This window comes from Pseudomonas sp. FH4 (genome assembly GCF_000510915.2).
GTDB classification, from domain to species: Bacteria; Pseudomonadota; Gammaproteobacteria; order Pseudomonadales; family Pseudomonadaceae; genus Aquipseudomonas; species Aquipseudomonas brenneri.
The window spans coordinates 243,269-267,399 of sequence record NZ_AOHN01000013.1 but is presented as its reverse complement, the minus strand read 5'-3'; the positions used below and the strand labels follow the sequence as shown (position 1 = coordinate 267,399).

Sequence of the window (24,131 nt, the reverse complement as noted above, 5' to 3'; positions counted from 1 at the left end):
AGAACAGGACGTTCGCGATGAGCACATTTGCAAAATCACTGACTGCAACGGGCCTGGCCATCTCGATCAGCCTCAGCGCCCAGGCGGCCACGCACTATGAACAGTTGGCCGATCTGCCTTTTGCCGGCGGCTATCCAACACTGGAGGGCGTGGCGCAACTGCAAAACGAATTGCTTTTCCAGCGTGCCGTGCAGTCGTACATCTGGGCACTGCCGGCGTTGAACATGTACGCCATGAAAGAAGGTTCGGAAAAAGCCTTCGGTGCCGGCTACAACGTGCTGCCGATCTGGAAGGACCGCCTCAACGCCAAGACCCGCGTCACCACGCCCAATTCCGACGTGATCTATGCCATGGGCTATCTGGATCTCAAGCAGGACGGCCCGATGGTGATCGAAGTCCCGCCAGGCTTGCAGGGCATTCTCGATGACTTCTTCCAACGGCCGATCTGCTCCGAGGGCCAGATCGAAGGTCGCCAATGGTGTGGTGATGTCGGGCTGCCGGGACCGGACAAAGGCAAGGGTGCCAAGTATCTGGTGCTGCCACCGGACTACAAGGGCGAGGTACCGCCGGGCTACCTGACTTACCGCTCGCGCACTTACGGTGTGTTCGTGTTCTGGCGCGGATTCTTCAAGGACCCGAAACAACTGGAGGCACCGGTCGCAGTCATGGAGCAGACGCGCATCTATCCACTGGGCAAACAGGCCACGGCCAAAGCGATGGAATTCCCCAACGCCTCGAAAACTCCAGTCAACATGCTCTACCCCTCCGACGGCAGTGCGTTCGACATGCTGTCGCGGTTCATCGATCACGAATACGTTGACCCGCAAGACATGGAAATGCGCGGCATGCTCGCCGCTCTGGGTATCGTTAAAGGCAAACCGTTCAAACCGGAGCCAGCCACCCGCGACCTGCTCGACAAGGCAGCGAAAACCGCCAGCAAGATCGGCCATGCCATTTCCTACACGCCGCAAACCATTGTCGCCAATGGCACCTGGTATCCGGATCGCAAGTGGTTGAACGTATTCCCCGGCAATGCGACGTTCACCGCCGACACCTTCAATTACATCGACCCGCGCACCGGTTTTTTCACCAATGCCTACTCGGCCAGCCCGGGCATGGCGGTGAACATGGAAAACGTCGGTGCCAAGTACCCGGCCACCTTCGTCGATGCCAAAGGCCAATTCCTGTCCGGCAGCAACAGCTACTCGCTGAACCTGCCCAAAGGCATTCCGGCGGCATTGTTCTGGTCGGTGACGGCGTATGACTCGATCACTGCATCAGGCCTGGATAACGGCCAGCCGTTCCCGTCGCTGAACACCATGGATAAGCCCGTCACCAACGCCGACGGCTCGATCGATGTGCATTTCGGCCCGAACTCACCGGGCGCCGGCAAAAACTGGATCAAAACCCTGCCGGGCGAAGGCTACTTCGTGATTCTGCGGTTATATGGCCCGACCAAGGCGTTCTTCGACAAGGCATGGAAACCGGGGGATTTGATCAAGCAATGATCTGAACTGCGTCTGAACGACATGAGTGCATGAATGCATTCATGTCTTCGGCGTTCTTGACCGACAGCTTTGGGTCGATTACTGCCTGTCGCAAGGAGCAGCAAACAAGTATCGTCACCCATCCTGTAGAGCGGCACCTGCCAGCCACATCATGAACGCACTCACATGCACCTGCCGCTCCCGTCCTGGCACGCACACCGCAACGTAACGCGGACCAGGCAGGCTTACTTCTGGTCTATAGGCCACTAATTCTCCATCCCTGAGGCTGTCGGCTACCAGTACATTGCTTGCCAGCACCAGCCCATGACCCGCAATCGCAGCGCTCAAAGCAAAATGCTCATCGTCGAACTCACGCATCTGCGCCGTTTCGAGCCAGGCCTGGCATTCTGCAGCCGCGCACCAGCTTTCCCAGTTGATTGAAAATGCTCCCGGGATTTTCCAGTGCAGGTTGATCAGTTCGATCTGATTTACATTCAGCGAGGCCACCAGACCTGGGGCGCCGTAAACCGAGAATTGCTCGTTCATTAGCGCCTGACAGAACAACTTCGGGTCATCGCGGCTGACCGAGCGAATAGCAAGATCGATGCTGGAATCACGCAGCAGATCGACTAGTTCGTTACGGGTATCGACCCGCACATTGACGTGTGGAAAGCTCCGATAGAAACCACCCAGCCGTGGAATCAGCCAGGCTGCCGCCAAGCCCGGCGTAGTGGAAATGGTCAGGGTTTGGGGAACAGTGTCCGGATAGAAAGCCTCCAGGCTGCGGCGAATGTCTAATAAGGCGCGATGAGTCTGGCGATAGAGCAACTCGCCCTCTTCGGTCAATGCCACACCTTGTCCAGTCCGCTTGAACAGCATCGCTCCGAGGCGGGCTTCCAGCGCCTTGACCTGGTGGGAAATGGCCGCGGGGGTGACAGATAGCTCCTCAGCTGCCGCTTTAAAACTACCCAGTCGCGCAGCCGACTCGAAGGTGCGCAGCGCGTTAAGCGCAAGAGTGGAAAACACGCATCGTTCCCTAGATGAATTGAATTGATGAGCATTCAATTTATCTCATTTTTCTTGGTGTGTACGCAGCGATACCGTCGCAGGTATTCGATCTACCCACCCTTGGGAAAACACCATGCAAGGACCTTCGCGAAAAATTCTTCAAGCCATCCTCTATGAATCAATCGCTGTTGCGGTGCTATCGCCCAGCATCTCGTTGATATACGACGAAGGCCTGGCCCATGCGGGTGCGCTGTCGTTGATGTTATCTGTATGCGCGCTGCTGTGGAACGTGCTGTTTAACTACGCTTTTGAATGCTGGGAAGCGCATCAGCCACAGCGTACTCGCACGTTGGGCAGACGTTTACTCCACTCACTGGGTTTTGAGGGCGGGTTAGTTCTACTCTTGGTACCACTGGTGGCATGGTGGCTGGAGATTTCTTGGTGGGCTGCACTGGTCACCGATCTGGGGCTGTTCGTTTTCTTCTTCTTTTACGCGCTGGCGTTTCAGTGGGTCTTCGATAAAGTGTTTGATGTACCAAAGTCCGCGCAGGGGGAAGTTTCGGTTAACCCATAATCCGCGCGCAATCCCGATTAGCCAACCTGTGACAGCACTAGGATTTGTGCATGAAAAATGCCAGCAAAGCGATTGAGAGCTACATCTTCGGCAAGGACGGAAATCGGCCTGACCTGTTGCAACATGCTTTCAGCCCAGACGCAACGCTTAACGTGCTAGTGCAGACAAACACCATCCTGTTTCCTCCCAACGTCCAAGGGCGCGAAGCTATTGCTGAAGTACTCGTACGCAGCTTTAGCCTGCAATATGAGAACGTTTATACATTCTGCTTCGGTGCCCCTCCAGAGCCCGAGGCAAATGTTCATAAGTGCAAATGGCTGGTTGGCATGTCAACAAAAGCGACTGGAGAGTTGCGTGTAGGCTGCGGGGAATATCATTGGGTCTTTTCACCGCAAAGCGGCCTGGCCATTCAACTGTCCATTACTATCGAACACATGTTGGAGTGCCCTTCCCAGCATATGCGCAAGATAATGGATTGGCTTCAAGGTCGCAGCTATCCCTGGTGTGAGTCTACCGACATGCTTGATTCGGCACCGCCGCTCACTTGCCTCCAGCCGGTTCTTGTCTACGTTGCTGCATGACCCCTATCGATGTAAACGGATGCGTTTGGCCGATTGCGGACCTCAGGACTAGACACGTATGTGAAAACGCCTGCTCAGGCCTGGCTGATATCCAGCAATCGAGGCATGGCAATCGCCAGGTAATCCTGCGTATCGAGCACCATCGACGCATCCAGGCGCCCCGCGTTGAAGGCTATTTCAGCGTAGCCCGTGGTCAAGGCCGGATCGACGATCAATTGAATCCGCTCATCGAAAACAAAAGGAGGGATGGCGCCGATCCGGCACCCGGTCAGTTCCATGGCGGTTTCGGCCTTCACCAGTTCGGCTTTTTTCCCGCCCAGGGCTGCTCCGACTTTCTTCATGTCCAGCTTCTGGTCGCCCGGCAGTATCACCAGTGCATAGGGTCCGGCCTGCCCCTTGAGGGAGCAAAGCATGGCCTTCGCACCTTGGCCGGGCTCGGTGCCACGGATTTCGGCGACGCGCGCCGACTGGCCCTCGGCATCGTGCATCAACACCCGGTAGGAGGCTGAGCGGGCATCGAGTAGTGCCACGAGGCGATCGAACATGGGATGCATGTAGTTTTCCTCAGGTTTACAGGAGCAGGTCGTAGGACAGTTTGCTGATCAGAATCACCAGTAACACCAGGAATAGAGCCCGGACAAAAGGCACGCCTTTGTGAACCGCCAGCCAGGTGCCAGTGAGCGCGCCCAGGATGTTGAATGCCGCCATGGGGATTGCGATCAGGTAGAGCACGTTACCCGTCGGAATGAAGAACATCAGTGCCGCGACGTTGGTCGCGATGTTCACGAGTTTGGCCGATGCCGAGGCATGAAGAAAGTCGAAGGCGAAGCAGCGGATAAACAGGAAGATCAGGAAGCTGCCAGTGCCGGGACCGAACAGACCATCGTAGAAACCGATGGCACCGCCGATGACGATCGCCAGCAGTTTTTCCTTGGTCCCGATGCGCATGGGTTTGTGCAGGGCGCCGAAATCCTTTTTCCAGAAGGTGTAGATCGCCATCAGTACAATCAACACCAGCACCGCCGGCCGGATCATCGACTGGGGTACGAACGACACCGTGGCGGCGCCGAAGAAAGCCATGACAAAAGCCGCGCAGGCGGCAGGGATCACAAGCCCCCAGTCGATCACCACCTTGCGCACGAAGGACCGGGCCGCGAATGCCGTGCCGCAGGCGGCCGCGACCTTATTGGTACCCAGCAGCGCCGCCGGTTGAGCGCTGGGTAGCACGTTGAATAGCGCGGGAATCTGGATCAGTCCGCCGCCGCCCACCGCCGCATCGATCAGGCCGGCGGCGAAGGCGAACACGCAAAGGATGACAATATCGACCATGAAATCAGGCTCTGACTATGTAGGGTTGATGAGGGTCCAGCGGCACCACGCGTGCCGGATCATTGACCCCGAAGACACGCAACATCCAGCGATCACGGCCATCGTAGCGGGGTGTAAAACCATCCCGGGCATGCAGGGTTTGCTGGTTCTTGAAGATCAGCATGTCCCCTGGCTGCAGCAGTATGTGGTGCACGACATCGGGATGATTGGCGACGGCGGCGAACAGTTGGAGGGCAAACCGCGCATTGGCCGAGGTCGCTTCGACACTCGCTTTGTTGTAGCGGCAATACAGGCCATCGGTTGCGCTTCTGTACAGCAAGGGGACGTTTTCCAGCACATTCCCCTGTTTGCCGAAGGAGGCCGGTCGGCGAACGGTGAAGTTCGGTCGTGACAATTCTTCTTCGACGTAGGCCGGCAGAATCGCCAGCACCTCGTCAATGGCGACGATGCGCGTCGGCACGTCGAGCTCGCAGCGCAGGCCGGTCAGGGACAGGTACTCCGGACAGGCCGACAACTGCGAGACGGGTTCGCAGGTCAAAGGCAGGTGAGGATTGTCGACATGCATGTCCAGATCCGCGCGCGAGCCATAGGAGCTCTTTTCGGTCTCTCGCTTGTGCTTGGGCGATACGTGACGGAACACTGTGTCGCTGCTTTCACCCTCGTACGCCAGCGGACGGGTTTGCAAAGTTTGCAGCACGGACAAAATAGCCCCGGCCAGAATCGACAAGTTCTCGATACCCGGCTCCAGGTCATAGGGCGTGGCCGGCAGTTGCGGGTCCAGCGGCAGCCCCCTGACGATCATCGCCACTTCAGGGGCCTGTGGAAAATTGCGTAGCTGCTGGATTTTCTCGGTGCACAGGGCACTTTCCAGCAACAGCCCCAGGGCCGGCATGTGGCGGATACCCGAGGCGCTATCGGTCACGTCCAGCGATGCCAGACCGGCCTGAAGTGTGCGTTGTTCTTCGAGCGACAGATGAATTTGCGGTATCTCCCGTCGGGTCGAAGTCACTGATTTTTTTTCCAGCCATTCATGAACTACTTCATCAACACCCGTTGCGGCTTTCCCGATTACTTCATCCAGTTTCGACACGTCCTTGCGCTCCTGTTTGCCCCATCCTTGTGGGTTGAACGGGAAGGTTAACGGAAGGGCCGTTTTTGTGTTGCAATGCCGCGTTGTGAAAAGTGCAATGAGGTGGAGAATGGCATTGAATATGTTGGGGGAACTTGAAGCCTTCGCGACCGTGGCTCGCAAGCGCAGCTTCGTCGTCGCGGCACGGACTCTGGGGCGCTCCCCCAGTGCGCTGACCCGTGTCGTTCAAGCCCTGGAGGAAAGTGTGGGGCTCAAGTTATTCAATCGCTCGTCCAATGCCGTGAGCTTGACCGAAGCGGGTGAATGCTTATTGCCCCACGCGTACAAAATGCTCGAACTGCAACGCGAGGTGGATGAAGACCTGGCCGGTCTCAGCGGCCTGGCCTCCGGCTGGATCCGTTTTTCCGCCCCCGAGTTTCTCGGACACGGGGTATTGCCCCGGTTGATCGCGCAATACTGCGAGCGTTATCCAGACGTTAACATCGATGTGATCTTCACCGATGAGATCATCGACCCGGCCAAGAGCAAGCTGGACTTCTCGATTCGCGGCGCGTTTCCACAATCCAGCGACTTGATCGGCTTTGCGCTCTGGAGTTACTCACGTTATCTGTATGCCAGCCCCGGCTACCTGGAGCGCAACGGCATGCCCGACTCCATCGAGGCACTGGAGGCGCATTCGCTGATCCTGCATACGGCGCCGCGGATTCTCAAGGAGTGGAATTTTCGCAGTGAGGAGCAGGCCATCAGCTTTCGGGTTCACCCAAAATTCCGTTTCAGCTCCGGTCTGGCGGTATTCCAGGCAGCCCTGGCGGGCGTCGGGATCGCCCGCTTGGCGGATTGGATGGCGGAGCCCGAAGTGGAAGCGGGCCGCCTGTTCCGGGTTTGTCCTGAGTACAAGCTCACCTCCAGTAGCGGTGAGAGCCCACAGATGCACGCGGTGTACCCGGCCGGAAATTTGCCGCTGCGGGTGAAGGCATTGATGGAGATGATCCGTGGCTTAGGTGAAAGCCTGGAATGTAAACGCGGCTCAGCACTAATATGAGGTTACGGGTCGTTCCGCCCTGTCCGCTCACTTGGCAATTGATCAGACGCTAATACGCGAAAACCCACCCTCGGCTACCGCAGGCGAGCATCGGCAAGATGCTCCGCCGAGGATAAAGCCGACATTCAGTCTTATGCCTCAAGCCTTCATAATGATTGCTCCAGACAAAGCGAAAAGTTGATGCCTTTATGTTTGATCAATATTTGAAACGATGGGAGCTGACCATCGACGGTGATGCTTTCACCTCGCTGAATGGCAATCTACTTCCTGTTCGCTACCACGGCACGCCAGCCATGCTCAAAATCTCGCAAGAGCCAGAAGAGCAAGCGGGCAATCGGCTCATGGCTTGGTGGGACGGTCAGGGAGCAGCGCCCGTGTTGGCGCAGGATGGCGAAGCCTTGCTGATGGAACGCGCGAGCGGCGCGCGCTCACTCATGCACATGGTGAACGGCGGCCAGGATGATGAGGCTACTCGCATTCTTTGTGCTGTGGCCGGCCGCCTTCACACGCCACGTACAAAACCGGCTCCTGCTTTAGTTCCACTGCTGCAACGGTTCGAAGCCCTATGGGGCGCAGCGGCAACCCACCGAGGAGTCTTTGAGCAATCTGCAAAAACCGCTCGCGAACTCCTGGATGCCCCGCGCGACGTCGGGGTACTGCATGGTGACATCCACCACGCCAATGTATTGGACTTCGGCCCTAAGGGCTGGCTCGCTATCGACCCTAAGGGACTGTACGGTGAGCGCGGTTTTGATTTCGCGAATATTTTCTGCAATCCCGATAGCCAAAGCGCTTTGGCGCCGGGTTGCTTCGCGCGTCGGATCGAAATCGTGAGACAGGCCGGCGACATTGATCACCGCAGGTTATTGCAATGGGTGCTCGCGTGGACCGGCTTGTCAGCAGCCTGGATGCTCGAAGACGACATTGACCCGACTACCCCGCTTGAGGTGGCGAAGCTTGCAACGTTGGCGCTGGGTTTGTGAGTTTTACGGTAGGGGCCTGTCAGAGTAATTTTCTGTCCGTTTTGGGTGAGTGCAGTTGTTTGATGACGGCTGCCTCTGGCCGATTGTGTTGAAAAAGTCGGATTTTCAGTTCGCCTGAACTCAGGCACGGCTACCACCGGAGAACCTACTCACCACATTGAGTGGTTTCTCGGCCCTTCGTTGACCTTTGCTGCTCTGTTATTGGGTTGGTTTGAGGTTTTTTGCTTGGTGCAGGCGCACCTATCCCGTGACCGGTGGCCCTTGAGATGTAAATTTGGCCAGCCGTCGCAGGTTCTGCACCGCGGCGGCCAGCGTGAACTCATCGGTCGCGCCACTCATGCCACGTAGTCGTAAGCGATCCAATTTCAGGATGCGCTTGAGGTGGGCAAACAACATTTCGACCTTCTTACGTTCGTGGCGAGAGCGCACGTACTCCGGCGTCGCGGCGATGCGCCGAGCCACATCCCGAGCGGCTTCATGGACGCTGCGAGCAATCTTGCGAAACGTAGTGTTCGGGCAGCACTTGGCTTTCATCGGGCAGTTCGCGCAGTCGGTTTGCCGGGAGCGGAAGATGATGGTGCTGGCTTTGGTGACGTTCGAACGCTCGTTCTTGAAGGCTCGCCATTCGCTGCGTAATACGTTGCCGGCTGGGCAGCGGTATTCCTCGGCCTCTTCATCGAGGGCCTCAAGATACTCACGCACGGCGCGGGTGCTCAGGGCCGGATCGCTCCAGTTGACCGGCTCATCACCCGGTACACCGCGCTGCCAACTGGCATCCGCCTTGATGATGCTGGCGTCCACGGCAAAGCCTTCGCCCTTGACCAGGCCGGCGCCCATGCAACGACGCAGCACTTCATTGAACAGCCAGCGAAACAGATCGCTGTCCCGAAAACGTCCGTGTCTATTTTTGGAAAAGGTCGAGTGATTGGGGACTTCATCTTCAAGGCTCAACCGGCAGAACCAGCGATACGCCAGGTTCAAATGGGCCTCTTCGCACAGCCGACGCTCTGAGCGAATGCCGTAGCAATAGCCCACGATCAGCATGCGGATCATCAGTTCGGGATCAATCGACGGACGCCCAATCGGGCTGTAAAAATCGGCGAGGTAATGGCGCAAGTCGCTCAGGTCGAGACACCGATCAATGCTACGCAGAAGGTGATTGGCGGGGATGTGATCTTCAAGGTTGAACGAGTAAAACAGTCGATCCTGCCCACTCGATAACTGTCCCATCATGCTGCGTACGCTCCCGCTGGCCGATGTGTATATTTTGCCGCAAGCCCGGTAGGAGAGCTACTTGCTCAATAAATCGATCGAAAACTGTCAGTCAAAGAACTCCATACCTGCGTATGGATGGCGCCGACATTGCTCAAGCCGCGAAGCCAGACTGCCGACATGCACTTCCAGTCGGTGCCCGTCGGGGTCTGAGAAATAAAACGAGTCACCCTCGCTCGAATTGGTTTTCCACTCGATAACGTTCCGTAACCGCAAGCAAACAGTTACTCCTTCAAAATCGTCCTGCCCCACCGAAAACGCATAGTGAGTGTAATCAGGGTGTTTTTTCGATGCACAGTTCTCATCGAAAGACAAACAAAGCCAGAGATCGCCAAGGGTAAGATAGGCCCCCGTTTCCCAGCGAGCAGCCAGCCTAAAACCGAGTAGCCCCACATAAAATTCGATACTGCGAGGAAGGTTCGCAGTCGCCAACGTAAGGTGATTCAAGCCAGTCAACATGAGCACCTATCCAAAACAAGTCGATGAGAGGGGGTGAGCATACCAACGTCGACTTTTTCAACACAATCGACCCGCTGCGGTCATTCGAGGAGGGTTGCGAACGATCAGTGTGAGACGCGAGCATGTTCCATGCCTAAGATGAACCTCAATTTGACGTATGTTCTGGATTTGCGCCATCATCATGACATCAGTAACTGCAAGTTAACGCAGAAGCCATAAATAGACTATGAATAAGACTTTCAACCCAGAACAATATAAATTAATAATAGAGTGCTCCAAAAAAGAAGACTTTTCAGAATGGAACGATTACGCATCTAAAACCAAAGAAACTATCGATTTGCGAGAGTCGAATCTTGAAGGCATAAAAATTATTGGCGCCACCTTCATAAATGCCGATGGCAAAGGCGCAACTTTTTGTGACGCCAACCTAAAGGGTGCAACGTTAGAAGGTGTCAATATGTCCGATTGCATTTTCTTGAATGCCGAAATGACCGGTATCAATGCGACTGGATCTATATTTAAAGGATCTATTTTTGACCGCGCGCAACTGGCCAATACTTCCTTCGAAATTTGCAATTTCGATGAAGCAAGCTTTCAAGGAAGCCGTTTAATTTTAGCCAACTTCTCCAACTCTAGATTTCAAGATTGTAGCTTCTATGCGGCAGACCTCTCGGATGCACAATTCCAAGGCGGTGGAAGAAATCCACTTCTAGAGGGGGAGTTGAGATTCAATCTGTGCGGGACAAATTTTTCCAATGCAAAATTTACAACTGGAACTTATTTTCATCTTGCAAATGTTTCAAATAAAACAGACTTTAGAACAGTAAGCTTTGAAAGCGCCTGTTACTCTGCTGGCCTTCGTCAAACGCTTCAGTACTGTAACCGTAGGCATAACTGGGCTGCCTGGCATGAGAAAAACGGAAAAATAAAAAGCCTCCTAGTTAAATTGTTCTGGATGGCATCGGATTATGGTAGATCTCCACGACAGGTATTAATATCATTCCTGATCGTGTGCTTGTTCTATGCACTCATTTACTGGCTAATACCTGCATCAACATCGGGGGATGCGGGAAACGATTTAACTCTAGTTCAGAGCTTGTATTTCTCTGTCGTCACCATGACCACTCTTGGCTACGGAGATATTGCTGCCAATAAATCAAACTGGCTATCTCAGGCGCTAGTAATAACTCACGTTTTGTTCGGTTATGTCATATTAGGGGCGTTGCTCACGGTATTGTCTAATCTATTCACATCTGACGGTCCTTCAGAGGGGCTGATAAAGCATCCAAAGAAAGCAGAGGTCCAATTTGCTTTCCATGCTTCTAATGCTGATAAAACTCCGGCAGTGGATGAGGCTACTTCGGTTTAGATGTATTGGGCGGCAGCTATCGGCCAAAGACGAAATGAAGCCAGTCAGCACACCTTGTGCTGACAACCCTCTATTTCCTTTTACGAAACGAACCTACGACTGAATCGATAATGATGCGGTCATTTGCGCGTGACACTCCACCAGAATTTCATCGGCCAGCGCCGAGTCGTCAGGGCAGGCGCGCGATAGCATGATCGCGCCGACCGCGCGCGCCAGTAGGTCGATCATTTTCACCCTCGCCTCACCCGGCGCAGCATCCGGCCCGGTCGGGTATTTTTCGCCGAGTGTTTGCAACGTGCGCTCGATGCCTTCAGCGAATGCCGATTTCAAATCGCCCGACTGACGCGCCGCGTCACCGCACAACGCCGCCATGGTGCAACCCGTGGAGCGACCGTCGCGATGATCCCTGGACACGTACACATCAATGAAATCCTTCACGCTCATTGCTTGGGCGCAGGCCAATGACTGCGCAAGACTGTTGGCCGAGGCTTCGGCCATCAGGTCAGCCTTCGAACCGAAATGTTTGTAGAAACCGCCATGGGTGAACCCGGCGGTGGCCATCAGGTCGGCCACGCCGACACCATCAAAACCGCGCTCGCGAAACACAACTGAGGCCGTTTCGACGATGTGCTCCCGATTTGCCTGGGCCTGAGCCTTGGACACTCGCATGTTCGATACCCCTCTACCGCTGAAATTCATCGGCCGATCATACATAGATGTTGATCATAATCAAAGTTGTTGACAGTTTAGATTTCGATCATCATCCTAAATACCAGCGATATGCCCACTTACTCCCGGCACGGAATAAACACCCATGAGCGACCTGAATCTGTTTACCCCTTACACACTTGGCGCCCTGCCGCTGTCAAACCGCGCGGTTCTCGCGCCATTGACGCGCAATCGCGCAGGCACAGGCTTTGTGCCCAGTGAATTTGCCGCTGCCTATTACAGCCAGCGGGCCAGTGCGGGTTTGCTCATTTCCGAAGCCTCGCAAATCTCGCAGCAGGGACAGGGTTATCAGGACACCCCAGGCATTTACACAGCGGCTCAAATAGAAGGATGGCGCAAGGTCACCGATGCCGTGCACGCCAAGGGTGGGAAAATTTTCCTACAGCTGTGGCATGTGGGCCGTGTTTCTCACGTGGATTTGCAACCGCAAGGCGCGTCGCCGGTAGCCCCTTCCGCGCTTCGTCCCGCGACCAAGGTGTTCGTCAACAATCGCTTCGAGGACGCTTCCGAGCCGCGAGCACTGGACGCTGACGAACTGCCGGGCATCGTCAACGATTTCCGCCAAGCGGCAGCAAACGCTATTGCGGCAGGCTTTGACGGCGTGGAAATCCACGGTGCAAACGGCTATTTGCTGGATCAGTTCATCAAGGACGGCGCCAACCTGCGTACGGATGTCTACGGTGGCTCGATCGCAAACCGTGCGCGCCTACTGCTGGAAGTGACGGCCGCCGTGACCGCCGAGATTGGTGCTGATCGCACGGGCATTCGTCTTTCGCCTGTCTCGCCGGCCAATGGTGTATCGAGCAGTGATCCACAGGCTCAGTTCGATTACATCGTCGACCAACTCAATGCTCTGGACATCGTTTATCTGCACGTTGTCGAAGGTGCGACCGGTGGGCCACGCGACGTGGCGCCCTTTGATTTCGACGCCTTGCGCCAGCGCTTCAAGAACACCTACATCGCCAACAACGGCTATGACCTGGACCTGGCCACAGCACGCCTTGCGCATGACAAAGCCGACCTGATCGCCTTCGGTCGCCCCTTCATTGGCAACCCTGATCTGGTCGAGCGACTCAAGAGCGGTGCGCCACTGTCTGCCTTCGACCCCTCGACACTCTACGGCGGCGGTGCGGCGGGATACATCGACTACCCGACGCTGGCCGAATCAGGGGCTGCCGCCAACTAGGCACTGGCTGATCGAGCCTGGTTTTATTCCTGTATCAACCCCAATCCATGTTCCTGGCAAAGAGCTGACATCATGACTACTCGCCCTATCGTTTTCATCACTGGCGCTTCCACTGGCATCGGCGCAGTTTACGCCGAGCGTTTCGCCCAACGCGGGCACGATCTGGTGTTGGTCGCCCGCGACCACTCGCGCCTGGAAGCGCTCGCGGCGAAGTTGCGTGGCGAACACAACGTCGCCATTGAAGTGCTTCAGGCCGACCTGACTCACCTCAGCGACCTGCACACCGTCGAAACGCGCCTGCGCGATGACGCGCGCATCGGCATCCTCGTCAACAACGCCGGTGCCGCACAGTCCGGCACCTTCATCGAGCAAAGCACCGACAGCGTTGCGCAACTGGTGGCCCTCAACACCACCGCGCTGGTGCGGCTGGCCAGCGCCATCGCGCCACGCCTGGCCAAAGCAGGTGAAGGCGCGATCATCAACATCGGCTCGGTGGTGGGCCTGGCACCTGAGTTCGGCATGACGGTCTATGGTGCGACCAAGGCGTTCGTACTGTTCCTTTCCCAAGGCCTGAGCCTGGAGCTTTCACCTCAGGGTGTTTATGTACAAGCCGTACTACCGGCCGCCACTCGCACGGAGATCTGGGATCGCGCCGGTATCGACATCAATACCTTGAGCGAAATCATGGAAGTGGGTGATCTGGTCGATGCCGCCCTGCTCGGCTTCGACCGTCGCGAACCAGTGACCATTCCTGCGCTGCAAGAAGGCGAGCGCTGGGATGCCCTGCAAACCGCACGTCAGGGGCTTTTGTCGCAAATCAGGCAGTCCGCCGTGGCGCAACGCTATTTGACTCAAGCCTGACTCATGTCGAGCAGGTCAGCCTCACCTCGCAAGCGGACAGAATAAACATGACGTTTATAGCTGCAAGACATCACCCTGGGCCGCAGCCGTCATTTATCAACGCGGCGAACCAGTCGATTCTGATTGGCGGGATACCGTTCGCCTATCGTGACCTAGGCCCCAGGGAGGGGGTCCCGCTGGTCATGTTCAACCATTGGGGGGCAGTGCTGGATAACTTTGACCCCAGGATCATTGACGGCCTGGCAAAAAACCGGCGCGTCATCATCACCGATTACCGCGGTATCGGTGGCTCGGGTGGCGCCGCGCCGTTGACTGTCGGTGAGATGGCTGACGATGGCATCGGCTTTATTCGTGCGCTGGGTTTGGACAAGGTTGACCTGCTCGGCTTTTCACTCGGAGGCTTCGTCGTTCAAGACATCGCCCTGAAAGCGCCCGAACGCGTGCACCGGCTGATCCTCACCGGCACCGGGCCGGCCGGCGGCGCAGGCATCGACAACGTCGGCTCGGTGACCTGGCCGTTAATGATCAAGGGGCTGCTGACGCTACGCGATCCAAAATTCTATCTATTCTTTACCCGCACGGCCAACGGGCAACGCGCCGCGTCTGAGTATTTGCAACGATTGAAAGAGCGCCGCCAAGACCGGGACAAAGGTCCGACACCCCGTGCGTTTTTACGGCAATTGAAAGCCATTACGGCGTGGGGCAAACAGGCGCCGCAAGCGCTCGGTCGCCTACAGATGCCGACGCTGATCGCCAACGGGGACAACGACATCATGGTGCCTACGGTCAACTCGCTTGAGCTGGCAAAGCGAATCCCCAACGCGCAACTGATCCTTTATCAGGACGCCGGGCACGGCAGTATTTTTCAGTACCCTACCGATTTCGTGGCCAAGGCTTTGGCGTTCCTCGGCGCCTGACAGCTTGAATGCCTCATCGCATCAACGTTGCCGGGGCGCGCCCCTTTCTCATTCAACCGACAAGAGCAACTGCAACATGAAGGCATTTTTTATCGACCGCTACGGCAAGCAAAACGGAATGATTGGCGAAGTGCCCGACCCTGCGGTCGGTGTGCATGACGTTCTGGTCCAGGTGCATGCAACGAGCGTCAATCCGTTGGACTCGAAGATCAGAACCGGGGAATTCAAACTGATCCTGCCCTATACCTTTCCATTGGTATTGGGCAATGACCTCGCCGGAGTGGTCGTTAGCACTGGTGCGGCGGTGAAACGATTCAAGCCGGGCGACGAAGTCTATGCACGCCCTCCCGAGGATCGGATCGGGACGTTTGCCGAACTGATCGCCGTGAACGAAAACGCACTCGCGCTCAAACCCTCGAACCTTGACATGGCCCAAGCGGCATCCGTCCCCTTGGCCGCCTTGACGGCCTGGCAGGCGCTGGTTGAGACCGCCCAGGTGAAAAAAGGCCAGAAGGTGTTGATTCATGCCGGATCTGGCGGTGTCGGCACGTTTGCCATCCAGCTCGCCAAACACCTCGGCGCCTTCGTTGCAACGACCACCAGCACGGCGAATGTCGAATGGGTGAAGGCGCTCGGGGCGGATGTGGTCATCGACTACAAGAAGCAAGATTTTACAAGCCAATTACACGACTTCGACGTGGTGTTGAACAGCCTGGGCAACGATGTACTGATGAAATCAGTCGAGGTTCTCAAGCCCGACGGACAGCTCATTTCCCTCTCTGGGCCACCGACAGCAGCGTTCGCAAAGGAGCAAGGCTTGTCCTGGATGCTCAGGCAAGTCATGCGCCTGCTGAGCAGCGGTATTCGTAGAAAAGCCCGCAAGCATGGGGTGAGCTATGCATTTTTGTTTATGCGTGCCGACGGGATACAACTGCAAAAAATCACCTCGCTTATCGAAGCGGGCGTCATCAAACCGGTCATCGATCGTTCCTTCCCCTTTGAATCGACTGCTGAGGCGTTGCGATACGTCGAGCAGGGTAGATCAAAAGGCAAAGTCACCTTAACAATCAAATAAACGCACGCCAAAAAATGTCCGTCGATAACGTACATGCCGTCAAGCATCACATTCCAGCGCCTGAACCAGAGGTCAGCAGTGAACCCGAATGGCGTGCATCGGGCTCAGGCCAATACCGCCGGCCGGATCGATTTGTCCGTGGCCTTGCCACCTAGGGCAAGACGGCCTTCTTGAAGATCGGTTCGCTGTGCAGCACCCGAACCCCTTCCGGGCCGCTTTCAAGCAGCCGGCGCTCGCCATCGGCGACCTGGAACTCAATGTCGTAACCGGCATCCGCCAGGCAGCGTGCGATGTCTTGCACGGCGTCGAGCGCCCAGGGGGTGGCGGATTCGAAATGCCCTGCCAGCCGGTTGTTGCGGCTAACCATCAGTCGGTATCTATTCATCCTGTTCTCTCTATGTCAGCTCGATACGGCCGAAACGGGCATTATCGTCGAGCGGGGTAATGGCCAGCAATTGGTCAAGACGCACCTCGAACTGGCCGCTGTCGCTGCACAGTACGAGAAACTCTTCCTTGCTTGTCGCGGTACGCGTAGTCAGCGCCCTGGCTGCGTAGCTGCGCCCGTCGATCAGTTCAACCTGCAGGCGGTAGCCGTGCAGGCAGGCGATCTCCAGGTAATCGTGCACATCGCAGTTCAGGGGCTGATACGCGTTCATGGTGGTTCTCCTGGCTGGCAGCGCCTTACTTCAGATCGTCAATGGAGGCACCAAAATTCAGGTGCAGCACCTGGCCGTCGTGAACAAACGCCGGGACCGACTTGACCCCGACCAGTTCGGCTTCGGCGATGCGCTGGGGTTGTTCGCCAAGGTGGACGACCTCGACCTTGAGTGCCGGGTCCAGCAGGTTGAGCAGGGTCTGTTCGGCAGAAACACAGACAGAGCAGCCGGCATGGTAGAAGCGTGCAGTGGACATTTTGAGTCTCCTTCATTCAATTAGTATCGAATCGATACCTAAACAAGAATTGCGCGCATTTTGGCGTTTGTCAATATAGTATTTAGTCGATACTATGTGTCGACAGGAGCGACTTATGTCCGACACCACCCTTTTTGATCTGCTTGAAAGGCTCGCCAGCCTCAGCCGCATCTGGTTCCGCCAGCACCCGCTGCTGGCCGAATTGCAACCCATCCAGTTGAGCGCGCTGATGTACCTGGCACGCTGCAACCGCTACTCCAATACGCCGTTGGGCGTGACGGACTACCTGGGCCTGACCAAAGGCACGGTGTCGCAGTCGCTCAAGGCGCTGGAGGCCAAGGGGCTGATCGTCAAGACCCAGGATGCGCACGACAAGCGCAGCGTTCACCTGCAGTTGACGGACACCGCGCGCAGCCTGCTGGACGCGTTGTTGCCACCGCACTTCCTCGCCGCAGGTGAGGCGCGGATGGGCGTGCGCGGCCTGCAACTGGAGACACTGCTGGGCGAGTTGCTGCGCGAAGTGCAGCGCAGCGCGGATGTGCCCAGTTTCGGTCTGTGCAGCACCTGTCGCTTCCATCAGCAGGTTAATAACCAGCCGTTTTGCGGCCTGACCCAGGAGCCCCTGGCGCCGAGCGATGCCGCATTGATCTGTCGTGAACATCAAACACCGGAGGTCCCTGCATGAGCCTGCCCACTATTTGCCTCGACACCCTGCTCACCGGCCGCGCGCAGCCTTTCACCCGCCCAGGCACCCAAAGCGCCATCGACAAACAGCCGCGACACGGCCAACTGAAGGTCGCAACCCTGGGCCTTCACGGCGACGAACAGGGCGACTTGCGCGTGCATGGCGGAGTGGAAAAAGCCATTCACCACTACCCGCTTGAGCACTACGCCCGCTGGGCCGACGAATTGGGCGCTCATCCCTTGCTGATGCAGCCGGGGGCCTTTGGCGAGAACTTCAGTACCACCGGCTGGAGCGAGCATGACGTGTGCCTGGGCGATCGTATTCAGGCGGGGACGGCATTGCTTGAGGTGTCCCAGGGACGCATGCCGTGCTGGAAGCTCAGCGACCGCTTCGCCGTGGCCAACCTGGCCTTGCGCGTGCAGCAGTCGGGCCGCACCGGCTGGTACTACCGGGTGCTGGAGGAAGGCGTGGTGAGCGCGGGCGATCGCCTGCAACTGGTCGAACGGCCCTTTGCCGACTGGTCACTGGCACGCTTGTCCGCCGTGCTGTTCGACAAGCGAGTGGAGACCGAGCTGTTGCGCGAATGCCTGGCGCTGCCGTTGGTGCCATCATGGCGGCGTACGCTGGAACGGCGCCTGGAAAAAGGCATGACCGAGGACTGGGGGCCGCGCCTGCAAGGCTGAGCGCCCCCCTATAGGAGCTGATATCATCCCCGCATCAACGCGCTGAGTAGAAAGCATGAACCGTCGTAAGAAACTCAATCAGATTTTGAAAAAAAACGCCCAAAAGGCCAATGCCAAACTGGCCCCCAAAAGCAAAGACAAGTACATCAGCAAGGCCGATCGTTTGAAGCTGGAAGCACAACCCGCGCCGGACGCAACGATTTCCCCTGACACGCCCAACTGATTCAGGGCACTCTACGCCGGCGCAGCAGTCTGCTATCAGACACCCCACTCTCGCCCGGCGGAGCTTCCCATGATGATTGTTCACCACCTCAACAACTCACGTTCGCAGCGCATCCTCTGGCTGCTCGAAGAACTCGGCCTGCCCTACGCGCTCAAGTGCTACCAGCGCGACCCAAAGACCAACCTCGCGCCACCGGAGCTCAAGGCGATCAACGCGCTGGGCAAATCGCCGGTGCTTGAGGATGGCCCGCGCGTGGTGATCGAGTCCGGCGCCATTGTCGACTACCTGATCCGTCGCCATGGCCAGGGCCGCCTGCAACCAGACCCGGCCACCGCTGCCTACGACACTTATGTGCAATGGCTGCACTTCGCCGAAGGCTCGGCGATGCTGCCGCTGATGCTCAACCTGTACGTCGGCCGCCTGGGTGAGGCCGGCGCGCCGTTGCATCCACGGATCGAGTCGGAACTGGCCAACTACCTGGGTTACCTGGATAACGCCCTGGCGCAGTCGCCCTACCTGTTGGGCGATGAGCTGAGCGGCGCAGATATCCAGATGAGCTTTATTGGCGAAATCGCCAAGGCCCAGGGCAAGTTGCAGGCATACCCGAACCTGGCGGCGTGGGTGCGGCGGTTCCAGGACCGCCCGGCGTATCGCAAGGCGCTGGAACAGGGCGGGGAATATGCGTTTGCCAAGTAAATCGCCGGGCGTTTGACTCCCCTTCTGAAGCCGGCATAATTGCCGGCTTTTTTCAGGACGTCTCCATGCAACGGATTGTCATTCTGGGCAACGCCGGCAGCGGCAAATCCACCCTCGCCCGCGCCATTGGCGAGCGCCTCGGCCTGCCCGTTGTGCACCTGGACACGCTGTTCTGGGAACCCAACTGGGTCGAGACCGACGCCGAACAGTTTCGCACCCGGGTCCGCGAAGCCGTGGCGTCGGACACCTGGGTGTGTGAAGGCAACTACGCCCGCCGCACCTTCGACCTGCGCCTGCCCCGTGCCGACCTGATCGTCTGGCTGGATACACCGCGCCTGACCTGCTTCACCCGGGTCCTTATTCGCAGCGCCCTGAAACGCCCTCGCGCGGACCGGCCGGTGGGCTGTACCGATAAGCTCGACCGGGAGTTCCTGACCTTTCTGGATTTTGTGTGGAACTTTGATCGCGGCTACCGGCCGGGTATCGAGGCGATGCGCCTGGCGGTGGGGCCGCAGATTCCTACGGTGCATTTGCGCGGTAACCAGCAGGTGGCGGAGTTTCTCGACAGTCTGTCCGTATCAGGTATCGGCGCGATCGAGCGCTAGTGAGGCTGCACTGGCGGCGGCATTGCCAGCATTGATGTGGCCTGACCTACCGCTATCGCAGCCTCGCCGGGGCTCGACAGCTCCCACAGGGATCACTGCGGTTTCGGGGCCGTCATGTACTGGCTGAAGTTGTTGATGTGATCATCAAGATTATCTTCCAGCATCATCCGGTACTGCTCACAGAAGTACTTCAACATCGCTTCGCGCGCCTCCGCCATTTCGGCACCGGACTTGAAGTTGCGCGCACTCGCCCAGGCATTGAAACGGGTGGTGCCGAACATCATCGAAGCACTGACCTGGCCAAGGTTTTCGAGGATTTTCAGTTGTTCGTTCGACAGCTCGATATGCGCATCCGCGCGGTCGTAGAAGGCTTGGTCTGTAGCGTCTGGCATGCGGGGCACCTGGGTTGGAGGATGGCGTATTGGAGCATTTCTGAGGAAGCTGATCTACACCAACAGCGCCGTGATCCAGCGTACCTCCTGCGCCAACTCCTGCACCTTCTGCTCGGGCAGCGCCTGTCGCGCCTCGGCGAGTTGGCCCAGGGTCCGTTGCTTGTAGCGCAACAGGCGCTGCCACTTGGCCAGGAAGGCCGGGCTGCGGGCCTGCATCTGCAAGGGACCGAAGTACAGTTGTTCGGCGCTGTAGCTCACCGGTGTACCGCGCTCGGCAACAATGATTTCGTAGTCGAAGCGGTTTTCCCGCAGCAGCTCCTCACAGAGGATGCGGTAACCGTTGTCCATCAGCCACAGGCGCAGCGGTTGCTCGCCGCCGTTGGGTTGCAGGATCAGGCGCTCCCGGCCGCTGAGGTACGCCTTGCCGCGGTCGAGCATATCGCGGATGGTCTCGCCGCCCATGCCGCAGATGCTGACTGCGTCGATCCGGTCTGCCGGCTCGATTGCTGCCAGGCCATCGGCCAGGCGCACGTGAATGTGCAGCTCATGGCCGTTGTCGTGCACGGTGCGTTGGGCGGCGCGAAACGGTGTCACAGCCACCTCGCCGGCGACCGCCGCGACAATCGCGCCACGGTTCATCAACGCCACCGGCAGGTAGGCGTGATCCGAGCCGATGTCAGCCAGGCGCGCACCGGTCGGTACTTGCGCCGCCACGCGTTCGAGACGCATGGACAATGTGTGTGGGTTCAACTGCTGTTCCTTTTCACGGCACCACTGACATGGGTGCCGGCGGCGCATGATGCGCGGTGATCGGCGCAGGGTAAAGCACTAAACCCAACGCACATTGAGCATCACAAACCCCAACTGCACCCAGCCCACCAGCACCCAGTGGGTCAGTTGCAGGCCCTCCTGAGTGGTAGGCAAAGAAAGCGGTTGCAGCAAAGAACGGGCGGGACTATAAAACCTCAACTTAACCTGAGGATAACCCCCATGGCAGCAGAAAAGAACCCGGACGGTGTGCGCTCGCTCACCATCGGCGAGGTTGCCAGACGCAGCGGCGTACCGATCTCCACCCTGCACTTCTATGAGGCCAAGGGTTTGATCGCCAGCACGCGCAACGCCGGCAACCAACGGCGCTTCCCGTCGCTGGTGCTGCGCAGCATTGCGATCATCAAGGTGGCGCAACGTACCGGGATCCCCCTGGAAGAAATCAAGCGCGCCATGAGCCGCTATCCACCGAACAGCAAACTGACCGCCGCACAATGGGGGGAAATGTCCTCGGCCTGGCGCGACAACCTCAACGAACGCATCAGAACCCTGGAAACCTTGCGCGACAGCCTGGACAACTGCATTGGTTGCGGCTGCCTGTCGCTTAGCGACTGCCCGTTGCGCAACCCCGGCGATACCTTGAGCCAGGAAGGACCGGGGCCGAGGATCCTCGAACGCGCCAGCCGGGCGCAACCCACCCTGTAGGAGCCGGCTTGCCGGCGAAAAACGTCAACGATAACGCAGGGTGTCTGGTGCCCCGCGTCGCTCTCGGGTTTTTCGCCGGCAAGCCGGCTCCTACAGTGCAATCCATGGGCCGTAGGTCGGTGCTGACTATGCCGATGACACTTTTGAAGTAAGCCGCCCCAGGCGCTTTCCCGATAATCGAGGGCTTACTGACGAAATGCCGAGGCCCCGCCATGACGCGCTCATCTACCGAACAGGTCCCGCCGCAAACCCTGAGAAAAGTCATTGTCGCCGCCGGTATCGGCAACTTTGTCGAGTGGTTCGACTTCGCCGTGTATGGCTTTCTCGCCACCACCATCGCCCAACAGTTTTTCCCCAGCGGTGATGCCAGCGTGGCGCTGCTCAAGACATTCGCGGTGTTTGCCGTGGCCTTTGCCTTTCGGCCCCTGGGCGGGATTTTCTTCGGCATGCTCGGCGATCGCATTGGCCGCAAGCGCACCCTGGCGATGACGATTTTGCTCATGGCCGGGGCGACGACCTTGATCGGCCTGCTGCCCACCTATGCCGCGATTGGGGTCACGGCGCCGATCCTGCTGTCGCTGATCCGCTGCGCCCAGGGCTTTTCCGCCGGCGGTGAATACGCCGGGGCCTGTGCCTACCTGATGGAGCACGCACCCAGTGATAAACGGGCGTGGTACGGCAGCTTTATCCCGGTGTCGACCTTTGCCGCCTTCGCCTCGGCGGCGGTGGTGGCCTATGCGCTGGAAGCCTCGCTGTCGGCCGAGGCCATGGGCAGTTGGGGCTGGCGCCTGCCGTTCCTGATCGCCGCGCCGCTGGGCCTGGTGGGCCTGTACCTGCGCTGGCGGCTGGATGAAACCCCAGCGTTCCAAGCGGTAAAGCAAGAACATGCCGTGGCCCACTCGCCGCTCAAGGAAACCCTGCGCAACCATGGCGCAGCGATCTGCTGCCTGGGCGCCTTTGTGTCGCTGACGGCGCTGTCGTTTTATATGTTCACCACCTACTTTGCCACGTACCTGCAAGTGGCCGGTGGCCTGAGCCGGGCGACAGCGCTGCTGGTGTCGCTGATTGCGCTGATCTTCGCCGCGGCGATATGCCCGGCAGCCGGCTGGTATTCCGACCGCGTCGGGCGGCGCGTCACGGTAATGACCGCCTGCGGGCTGTTGATGGTGGTGGTGTATCCGTCGTTCCTGATGGCCAGTTCCGGCTCGTTCGCCGCGTCCATCGTCGGCGTGATGCTGCTGGCGGTGGGGGCGGTGTTGTGTGGCGTGGTCACGGCCGCCCTGCTCTCGGAAACCTTTCCGACCCGCACGCGCTACACCGCCTCGGCGATCACCTACAACATGGCCTACACGATCTTCGGCGGCACTGCGCCACTGGTGGCAACGTGGCTGATCAGCAGCACCGGCAGCAACCTGTCACCGGCGTTTTACCTGATTGCCGTGGCCTTGCTCGCACTGGCCGGTGGCCTGGCCCTGCCGGAAACCTCGCGCATTTCCCTGCACGAAGCCTGAAAAACGACGAACCTTTCTTGCGCAAACACCGTCCGAGCTAGGGCACTGATGCTTTTCGCCCGCTCGGAGGTTTGTGTTTGAAAGCTGCCATCGTCAAAAAGTACCGGCTGATTATCAAGACCATGGGGTATGTAGGCTGGGCATTGTTCTGGCTGCTGCTCTGGGACATTGCGGTCACCGTAGACTTCATGCTGTTCCTCAACGCCAAGATCAACCTGCCGCTGATGCCCCTGACGCTGCTCGGTTCGGCGCTGGTGGTGCTGATCAGTTTTCGTAACACCAGCGCCTACAACCGCTGGTGGGAAGCGCGCACGCTGTGGGGCTCGATGGTCAACAATTCGCGCAGTTTTGCGCGGCAGGTACTGACGTTGCTCGATGACCCCGACAGCGAGGTCAACCCGATCAAGTCGACCCTGCTGCGCCGCCACGTGGCCTATGTGAATTGCCTGGCCGCACACCTGCGGGGTGAGCCGTGCCCGGAGGAAGTGCGGGCGTTTATTCCCATGGATGAGTTCGCGCGCAACGGTGCCACCAACAACTTTGCCAACGACATCCTCACCGGCTCTGCCGCCTTGCTGGCCCGGGAGTACAAGGCCGGACGCCTGGACAGCATTCGCCTGGCGCGGCTCGAATCCACCCTGGTCGAGTTGTCCAACAGCCAGGGCGGCATGGAGCGCATCGCCAATACACCACTGCCCTACCCGTATGTGTATTTTCCACGGCTGTTTATTTCGCTGTTCTGCCTGATCGTGCCGGTGGGGCTGGTGGAGTCCCTGGGCTGGTTCACCCCGCTGGCCTCGACGGTGGTGGGGTTTATGCTGCTGGCCATCGAACGCATCGGCACCGACCTGCAAAGCCCGTTTCGCTCCAGCGAGCACCAGATCCAGACCGAAGCCATTTGCGAAACCATCGAGAAAAACCTGCAGTCGATGCAGCGTGATTCGTTGGGGGATGTGCGCAGGGGCCATTAAAAAGCCTGCATTTTTTGA

General features: G+C 58.2%; 30 protein-coding genes. 18 read left to right on the top strand and 12 right to left on the bottom strand.

Annotated elements, in window-relative coordinates:
* Nucleotides 1–17: 17 nt before the first annotated feature.
* Nucleotides 18–1,508, top strand: coding sequence for a DUF1254 domain-containing protein (locus H097_RS09890; protein WP_032859420.1), 1,491 nt, complete (start codon nucleotides 18–20; stop codon nucleotides 1,506–1,508).
* A gap of 114 nt (nucleotides 1,509–1,622) precedes the next feature.
* Here the strand turns inward: H097_RS09890 and H097_RS09885 are convergent, their stop codons facing one another.
* Nucleotides 1,623–2,513, bottom strand: a complete 891-nt coding sequence (locus tag H097_RS09885; protein WP_032859418.1) for a LysR substrate-binding domain-containing protein — start codon at nucleotides 2,511–2,513, stop codon at nucleotides 1,623–1,625.
* Nucleotides 2,514–2,628: 115 nt separating this feature from the next.
* On the opposite strand from H097_RS09885, the gene H097_RS09880 reads away from it, so the two are divergent.
* Nucleotides 2,629–3,069 carry a PACE efflux transporter gene (locus H097_RS09880; RefSeq protein WP_032859416.1) on the top strand — a complete coding sequence of 147 codons (441 nt, stop codon included), beginning with the start codon at nucleotides 2,629–2,631 and terminating at the stop codon, nucleotides 3,067–3,069.
* Between the two features lie 50 nt (nucleotides 3,070–3,119).
* Nucleotides 3,120–3,650: a hypothetical protein gene (locus tag H097_RS09875; RefSeq protein ID WP_032859415.1), complete on the top strand. Its 531-nt coding sequence runs from the start codon at nucleotides 3,120–3,122 to the stop codon at nucleotides 3,648–3,650.
* Between the two features lie 74 nt (nucleotides 3,651–3,724).
* Here H097_RS09875 and H097_RS09870 read toward each other — a convergent pair whose 3' ends face one another.
* The 3 genes from H097_RS09870 to H097_RS09860 are packed head-to-tail and all read right to left on the bottom strand — an operon-like array spanning nucleotide 3,725 to nucleotide 6,069.
* Nucleotides 3,725–4,204 (bottom strand): YbaK/prolyl-tRNA synthetase associated domain-containing protein, encoded by a 480-nt coding sequence (locus H097_RS09870; protein ID WP_016964635.1) that lies wholly within the window; start codon nucleotides 4,202–4,204, stop codon nucleotides 3,725–3,727.
* A 16-nt stretch (nucleotides 4,205–4,220) separates the two neighbouring features.
* Nucleotides 4,221–4,979 (bottom strand): TSUP family transporter, encoded by a 759-nt coding sequence (locus tag H097_RS09865; protein WP_032859412.1) that lies wholly within the window; start codon nucleotides 4,977–4,979, stop codon nucleotides 4,221–4,223.
* Between the two features lie 4 nt (nucleotides 4,980–4,983).
* The gene (locus tag H097_RS09860) at nucleotides 4,984–6,069 is read right to left on the bottom strand and encodes a TauD/TfdA family dioxygenase (protein WP_032859410.1); all 1,086 of its coding nucleotides are present in this window, start codon (nucleotides 6,067–6,069) and stop codon (nucleotides 4,984–4,986) included.
* A 109-nt stretch (nucleotides 6,070–6,178) separates the two neighbouring features.
* Here H097_RS09860 and H097_RS09855 point away from each other — a divergent pair, with 109 nt between their 5' ends.
* Both H097_RS09855 and H097_RS09850 read left to right on the top strand, forming a co-directional pair.
* A complete protein-coding gene (locus tag H097_RS09855) occupies nucleotides 6,179–7,111 on the top strand; it encodes a LysR family transcriptional regulator (RefSeq protein ID WP_032859409.1) in 933 nt (310 codons plus the stop codon).
* Between the two features lie 188 nt (nucleotides 7,112–7,299).
* The gene (locus H097_RS09850) at nucleotides 7,300–8,094 is read left to right on the top strand and encodes an aminoglycoside phosphotransferase family protein (protein WP_032859407.1); all 795 of its coding nucleotides are present in this window, start codon (nucleotides 7,300–7,302) and stop codon (nucleotides 8,092–8,094) included.
* Nucleotides 8,095–8,334: 240 nt separating this feature from the next.
* Here H097_RS09850 and H097_RS09845 read toward each other — a convergent pair whose 3' ends face one another.
* The gene (locus H097_RS09845) at nucleotides 8,335–9,327 is read right to left on the bottom strand and encodes a transposase (protein ID WP_032859406.1); all 993 of its coding nucleotides are present in this window, start codon (nucleotides 9,325–9,327) and stop codon (nucleotides 8,335–8,337) included.
* Between the two features lie 87 nt (nucleotides 9,328–9,414).
* Nucleotides 9,415–9,825 (bottom strand): VOC family protein, encoded by a 411-nt coding sequence (locus tag H097_RS09840; protein WP_032859404.1) that lies wholly within the window; start codon nucleotides 9,823–9,825, stop codon nucleotides 9,415–9,417.
* A 226-nt stretch (nucleotides 9,826–10,051) separates the two neighbouring features.
* Between H097_RS09840 and H097_RS27645 the strand changes: the two genes are divergently transcribed.
* The gene (locus H097_RS27645; RefSeq protein WP_082445550.1) at nucleotides 10,052–11,194 is read left to right on the top strand and encodes a pentapeptide repeat-containing protein; all 1,143 of its coding nucleotides are present in this window, start codon (nucleotides 10,052–10,054) and stop codon (nucleotides 11,192–11,194) included.
* A gap of 93 nt (nucleotides 11,195–11,287) precedes the next feature.
* On the opposite strand, the gene H097_RS09835 is transcribed toward H097_RS27645, so the two are convergent.
* Entirely contained in the window at nucleotides 11,288–11,863 is a 576-nt protein-coding gene (locus tag H097_RS09835; protein ID WP_032859402.1) for a TetR family transcriptional regulator, read from the bottom strand.
* A 145-nt stretch (nucleotides 11,864–12,008) separates the two neighbouring features.
* On the opposite strand from H097_RS09835, the gene H097_RS09830 reads away from it, so the two are divergent.
* The 4 genes from H097_RS09830 to H097_RS09815 all read left to right on the top strand — a co-directional run bounded on the left by H097_RS09830 (nucleotide 12,009) and on the right by H097_RS09815 (nucleotide 15,962).
* Complete coding sequence (locus H097_RS09830; protein ID WP_032859401.1) at nucleotides 12,009–13,109, top strand: alkene reductase; 1,101 nt, start codon at nucleotides 12,009–12,011, stop codon at nucleotides 13,107–13,109.
* A 72-nt stretch (nucleotides 13,110–13,181) separates the two neighbouring features.
* The gene (locus H097_RS09825) at nucleotides 13,182–13,970 is read left to right on the top strand and encodes an SDR family oxidoreductase (RefSeq protein WP_032859399.1); all 789 of its coding nucleotides are present in this window, start codon (nucleotides 13,182–13,184) and stop codon (nucleotides 13,968–13,970) included.
* A 47-nt stretch (nucleotides 13,971–14,017) separates the two neighbouring features.
* Nucleotides 14,018–14,887 carry an alpha/beta hydrolase gene (locus H097_RS09820; protein ID WP_050593324.1) on the top strand — a complete coding sequence of 290 codons (870 nt, stop codon included), beginning with the start codon at nucleotides 14,018–14,020 and terminating at the stop codon, nucleotides 14,885–14,887.
* 76 nt (nucleotides 14,888–14,963) lie between these two features.
* Nucleotides 14,964–15,962, top strand: a complete 999-nt coding sequence (locus H097_RS09815) for an NADP-dependent oxidoreductase (RefSeq protein WP_032859397.1) — start codon at nucleotides 14,964–14,966, stop codon at nucleotides 15,960–15,962.
* Nucleotides 15,963–16,113: 151 nt separating this feature from the next.
* On the opposite strand, the gene H097_RS09810 is transcribed toward H097_RS09815, so the two are convergent.
* From H097_RS09810 to H097_RS09800, 3 genes are read right to left on the bottom strand one after another with little or no spacing between them, the layout of a single operon-like run.
* Nucleotides 16,114–16,347 (bottom strand): hypothetical protein, encoded by a 234-nt coding sequence (locus tag H097_RS09810; RefSeq protein ID WP_032859396.1) that lies wholly within the window; start codon nucleotides 16,345–16,347, stop codon nucleotides 16,114–16,116.
* 10 nt (nucleotides 16,348–16,357) lie between these two features.
* Nucleotides 16,358–16,618 (bottom strand): Rho-binding antiterminator, encoded by a 261-nt coding sequence (locus H097_RS09805; protein WP_032859395.1) that lies wholly within the window; start codon nucleotides 16,616–16,618, stop codon nucleotides 16,358–16,360.
* Nucleotides 16,619–16,643: 25 nt separating this feature from the next.
* Nucleotides 16,644–16,874, bottom strand: a complete 231-nt coding sequence (locus H097_RS09800) for a thioredoxin (protein ID WP_032859394.1) — start codon at nucleotides 16,872–16,874, stop codon at nucleotides 16,644–16,646.
* A gap of 115 nt (nucleotides 16,875–16,989) precedes the next feature.
* Between H097_RS09800 and H097_RS09795 the strand changes: the two genes are divergently transcribed.
* The 5 genes from H097_RS09795 to H097_RS09780 all read left to right on the top strand — a co-directional run bounded on the left by H097_RS09795 (nucleotide 16,990) and on the right by H097_RS09780 (nucleotide 19,766).
* On the top strand, nucleotides 16,990–17,559 hold the full coding sequence (locus H097_RS09795; RefSeq protein WP_032859393.1) for a MarR family winged helix-turn-helix transcriptional regulator: 570 nt from the start codon (nucleotides 16,990–16,992) through the stop codon (nucleotides 17,557–17,559).
* The gene (locus H097_RS09790) at nucleotides 17,556–18,242 is read left to right on the top strand and encodes an MOSC domain-containing protein (RefSeq protein ID WP_032859391.1); all 687 of its coding nucleotides are present in this window, start codon (nucleotides 17,556–17,558) and stop codon (nucleotides 18,240–18,242) included. Before H097_RS09795 ends, H097_RS09790 begins: the two co-directional genes overlap by 4 nt.
* 55 nt (nucleotides 18,243–18,297) lie before the next feature.
* Nucleotides 18,298–18,465, top strand: a complete 168-nt coding sequence (locus H097_RS27640) for a DUF2986 domain-containing protein (RefSeq protein WP_065942521.1) — start codon at nucleotides 18,298–18,300, stop codon at nucleotides 18,463–18,465.
* A gap of 69 nt (nucleotides 18,466–18,534) precedes the next feature.
* The gene (locus H097_RS09785; protein WP_032859389.1) at nucleotides 18,535–19,161 is read left to right on the top strand and encodes a glutathione S-transferase; all 627 of its coding nucleotides are present in this window, start codon (nucleotides 18,535–18,537) and stop codon (nucleotides 19,159–19,161) included.
* Nucleotides 19,162–19,226: 65 nt separating this feature from the next.
* A complete protein-coding gene (locus H097_RS09780) occupies nucleotides 19,227–19,766 on the top strand; it encodes an ATPase AAA (protein WP_032859387.1) in 540 nt (179 codons plus the stop codon).
* A 92-nt stretch (nucleotides 19,767–19,858) separates the two neighbouring features.
* On the opposite strand, the gene H097_RS09775 is transcribed toward H097_RS09780, so the two are convergent.
* Nucleotides 19,859–20,158, bottom strand: coding sequence for a DUF3144 domain-containing protein (locus H097_RS09775; RefSeq protein WP_032859386.1), 300 nt, complete (start codon nucleotides 20,156–20,158; stop codon nucleotides 19,859–19,861).
* A 54-nt stretch (nucleotides 20,159–20,212) separates the two neighbouring features.
* Complete coding sequence (locus H097_RS09770) at nucleotides 20,213–20,908, bottom strand: tRNA (adenine(22)-N(1))-methyltransferase TrmK (RefSeq protein ID WP_289345521.1); 696 nt, start codon at nucleotides 20,906–20,908, stop codon at nucleotides 20,213–20,215.
* 240 nt (nucleotides 20,909–21,148) lie between these two features.
* Between H097_RS09770 and soxR the strand changes: the two genes are divergently transcribed.
* From soxR to H097_RS09755, 3 genes are all read left to right on the top strand, one after another.
* Nucleotides 21,149–21,631, top strand: coding sequence for a redox-sensitive transcriptional activator SoxR (soxR, locus tag H097_RS09765; protein WP_032859383.1), 483 nt, complete (start codon nucleotides 21,149–21,151; stop codon nucleotides 21,629–21,631).
* 212 nt (nucleotides 21,632–21,843) lie between these two features.
* Nucleotides 21,844–23,142, top strand: coding sequence for an MFS transporter (locus H097_RS09760; protein WP_050593323.1), 1,299 nt, complete (start codon nucleotides 21,844–21,846; stop codon nucleotides 23,140–23,142).
* A 77-nt stretch (nucleotides 23,143–23,219) separates the two neighbouring features.
* Nucleotides 23,220–24,113: a bestrophin family ion channel gene (locus tag H097_RS09755; RefSeq protein WP_032859382.1), complete on the top strand. Its 894-nt coding sequence runs from the start codon at nucleotides 23,220–23,222 to the stop codon at nucleotides 24,111–24,113.
* Nucleotides 24,114–24,131: the final 18 nt, after the last annotated feature.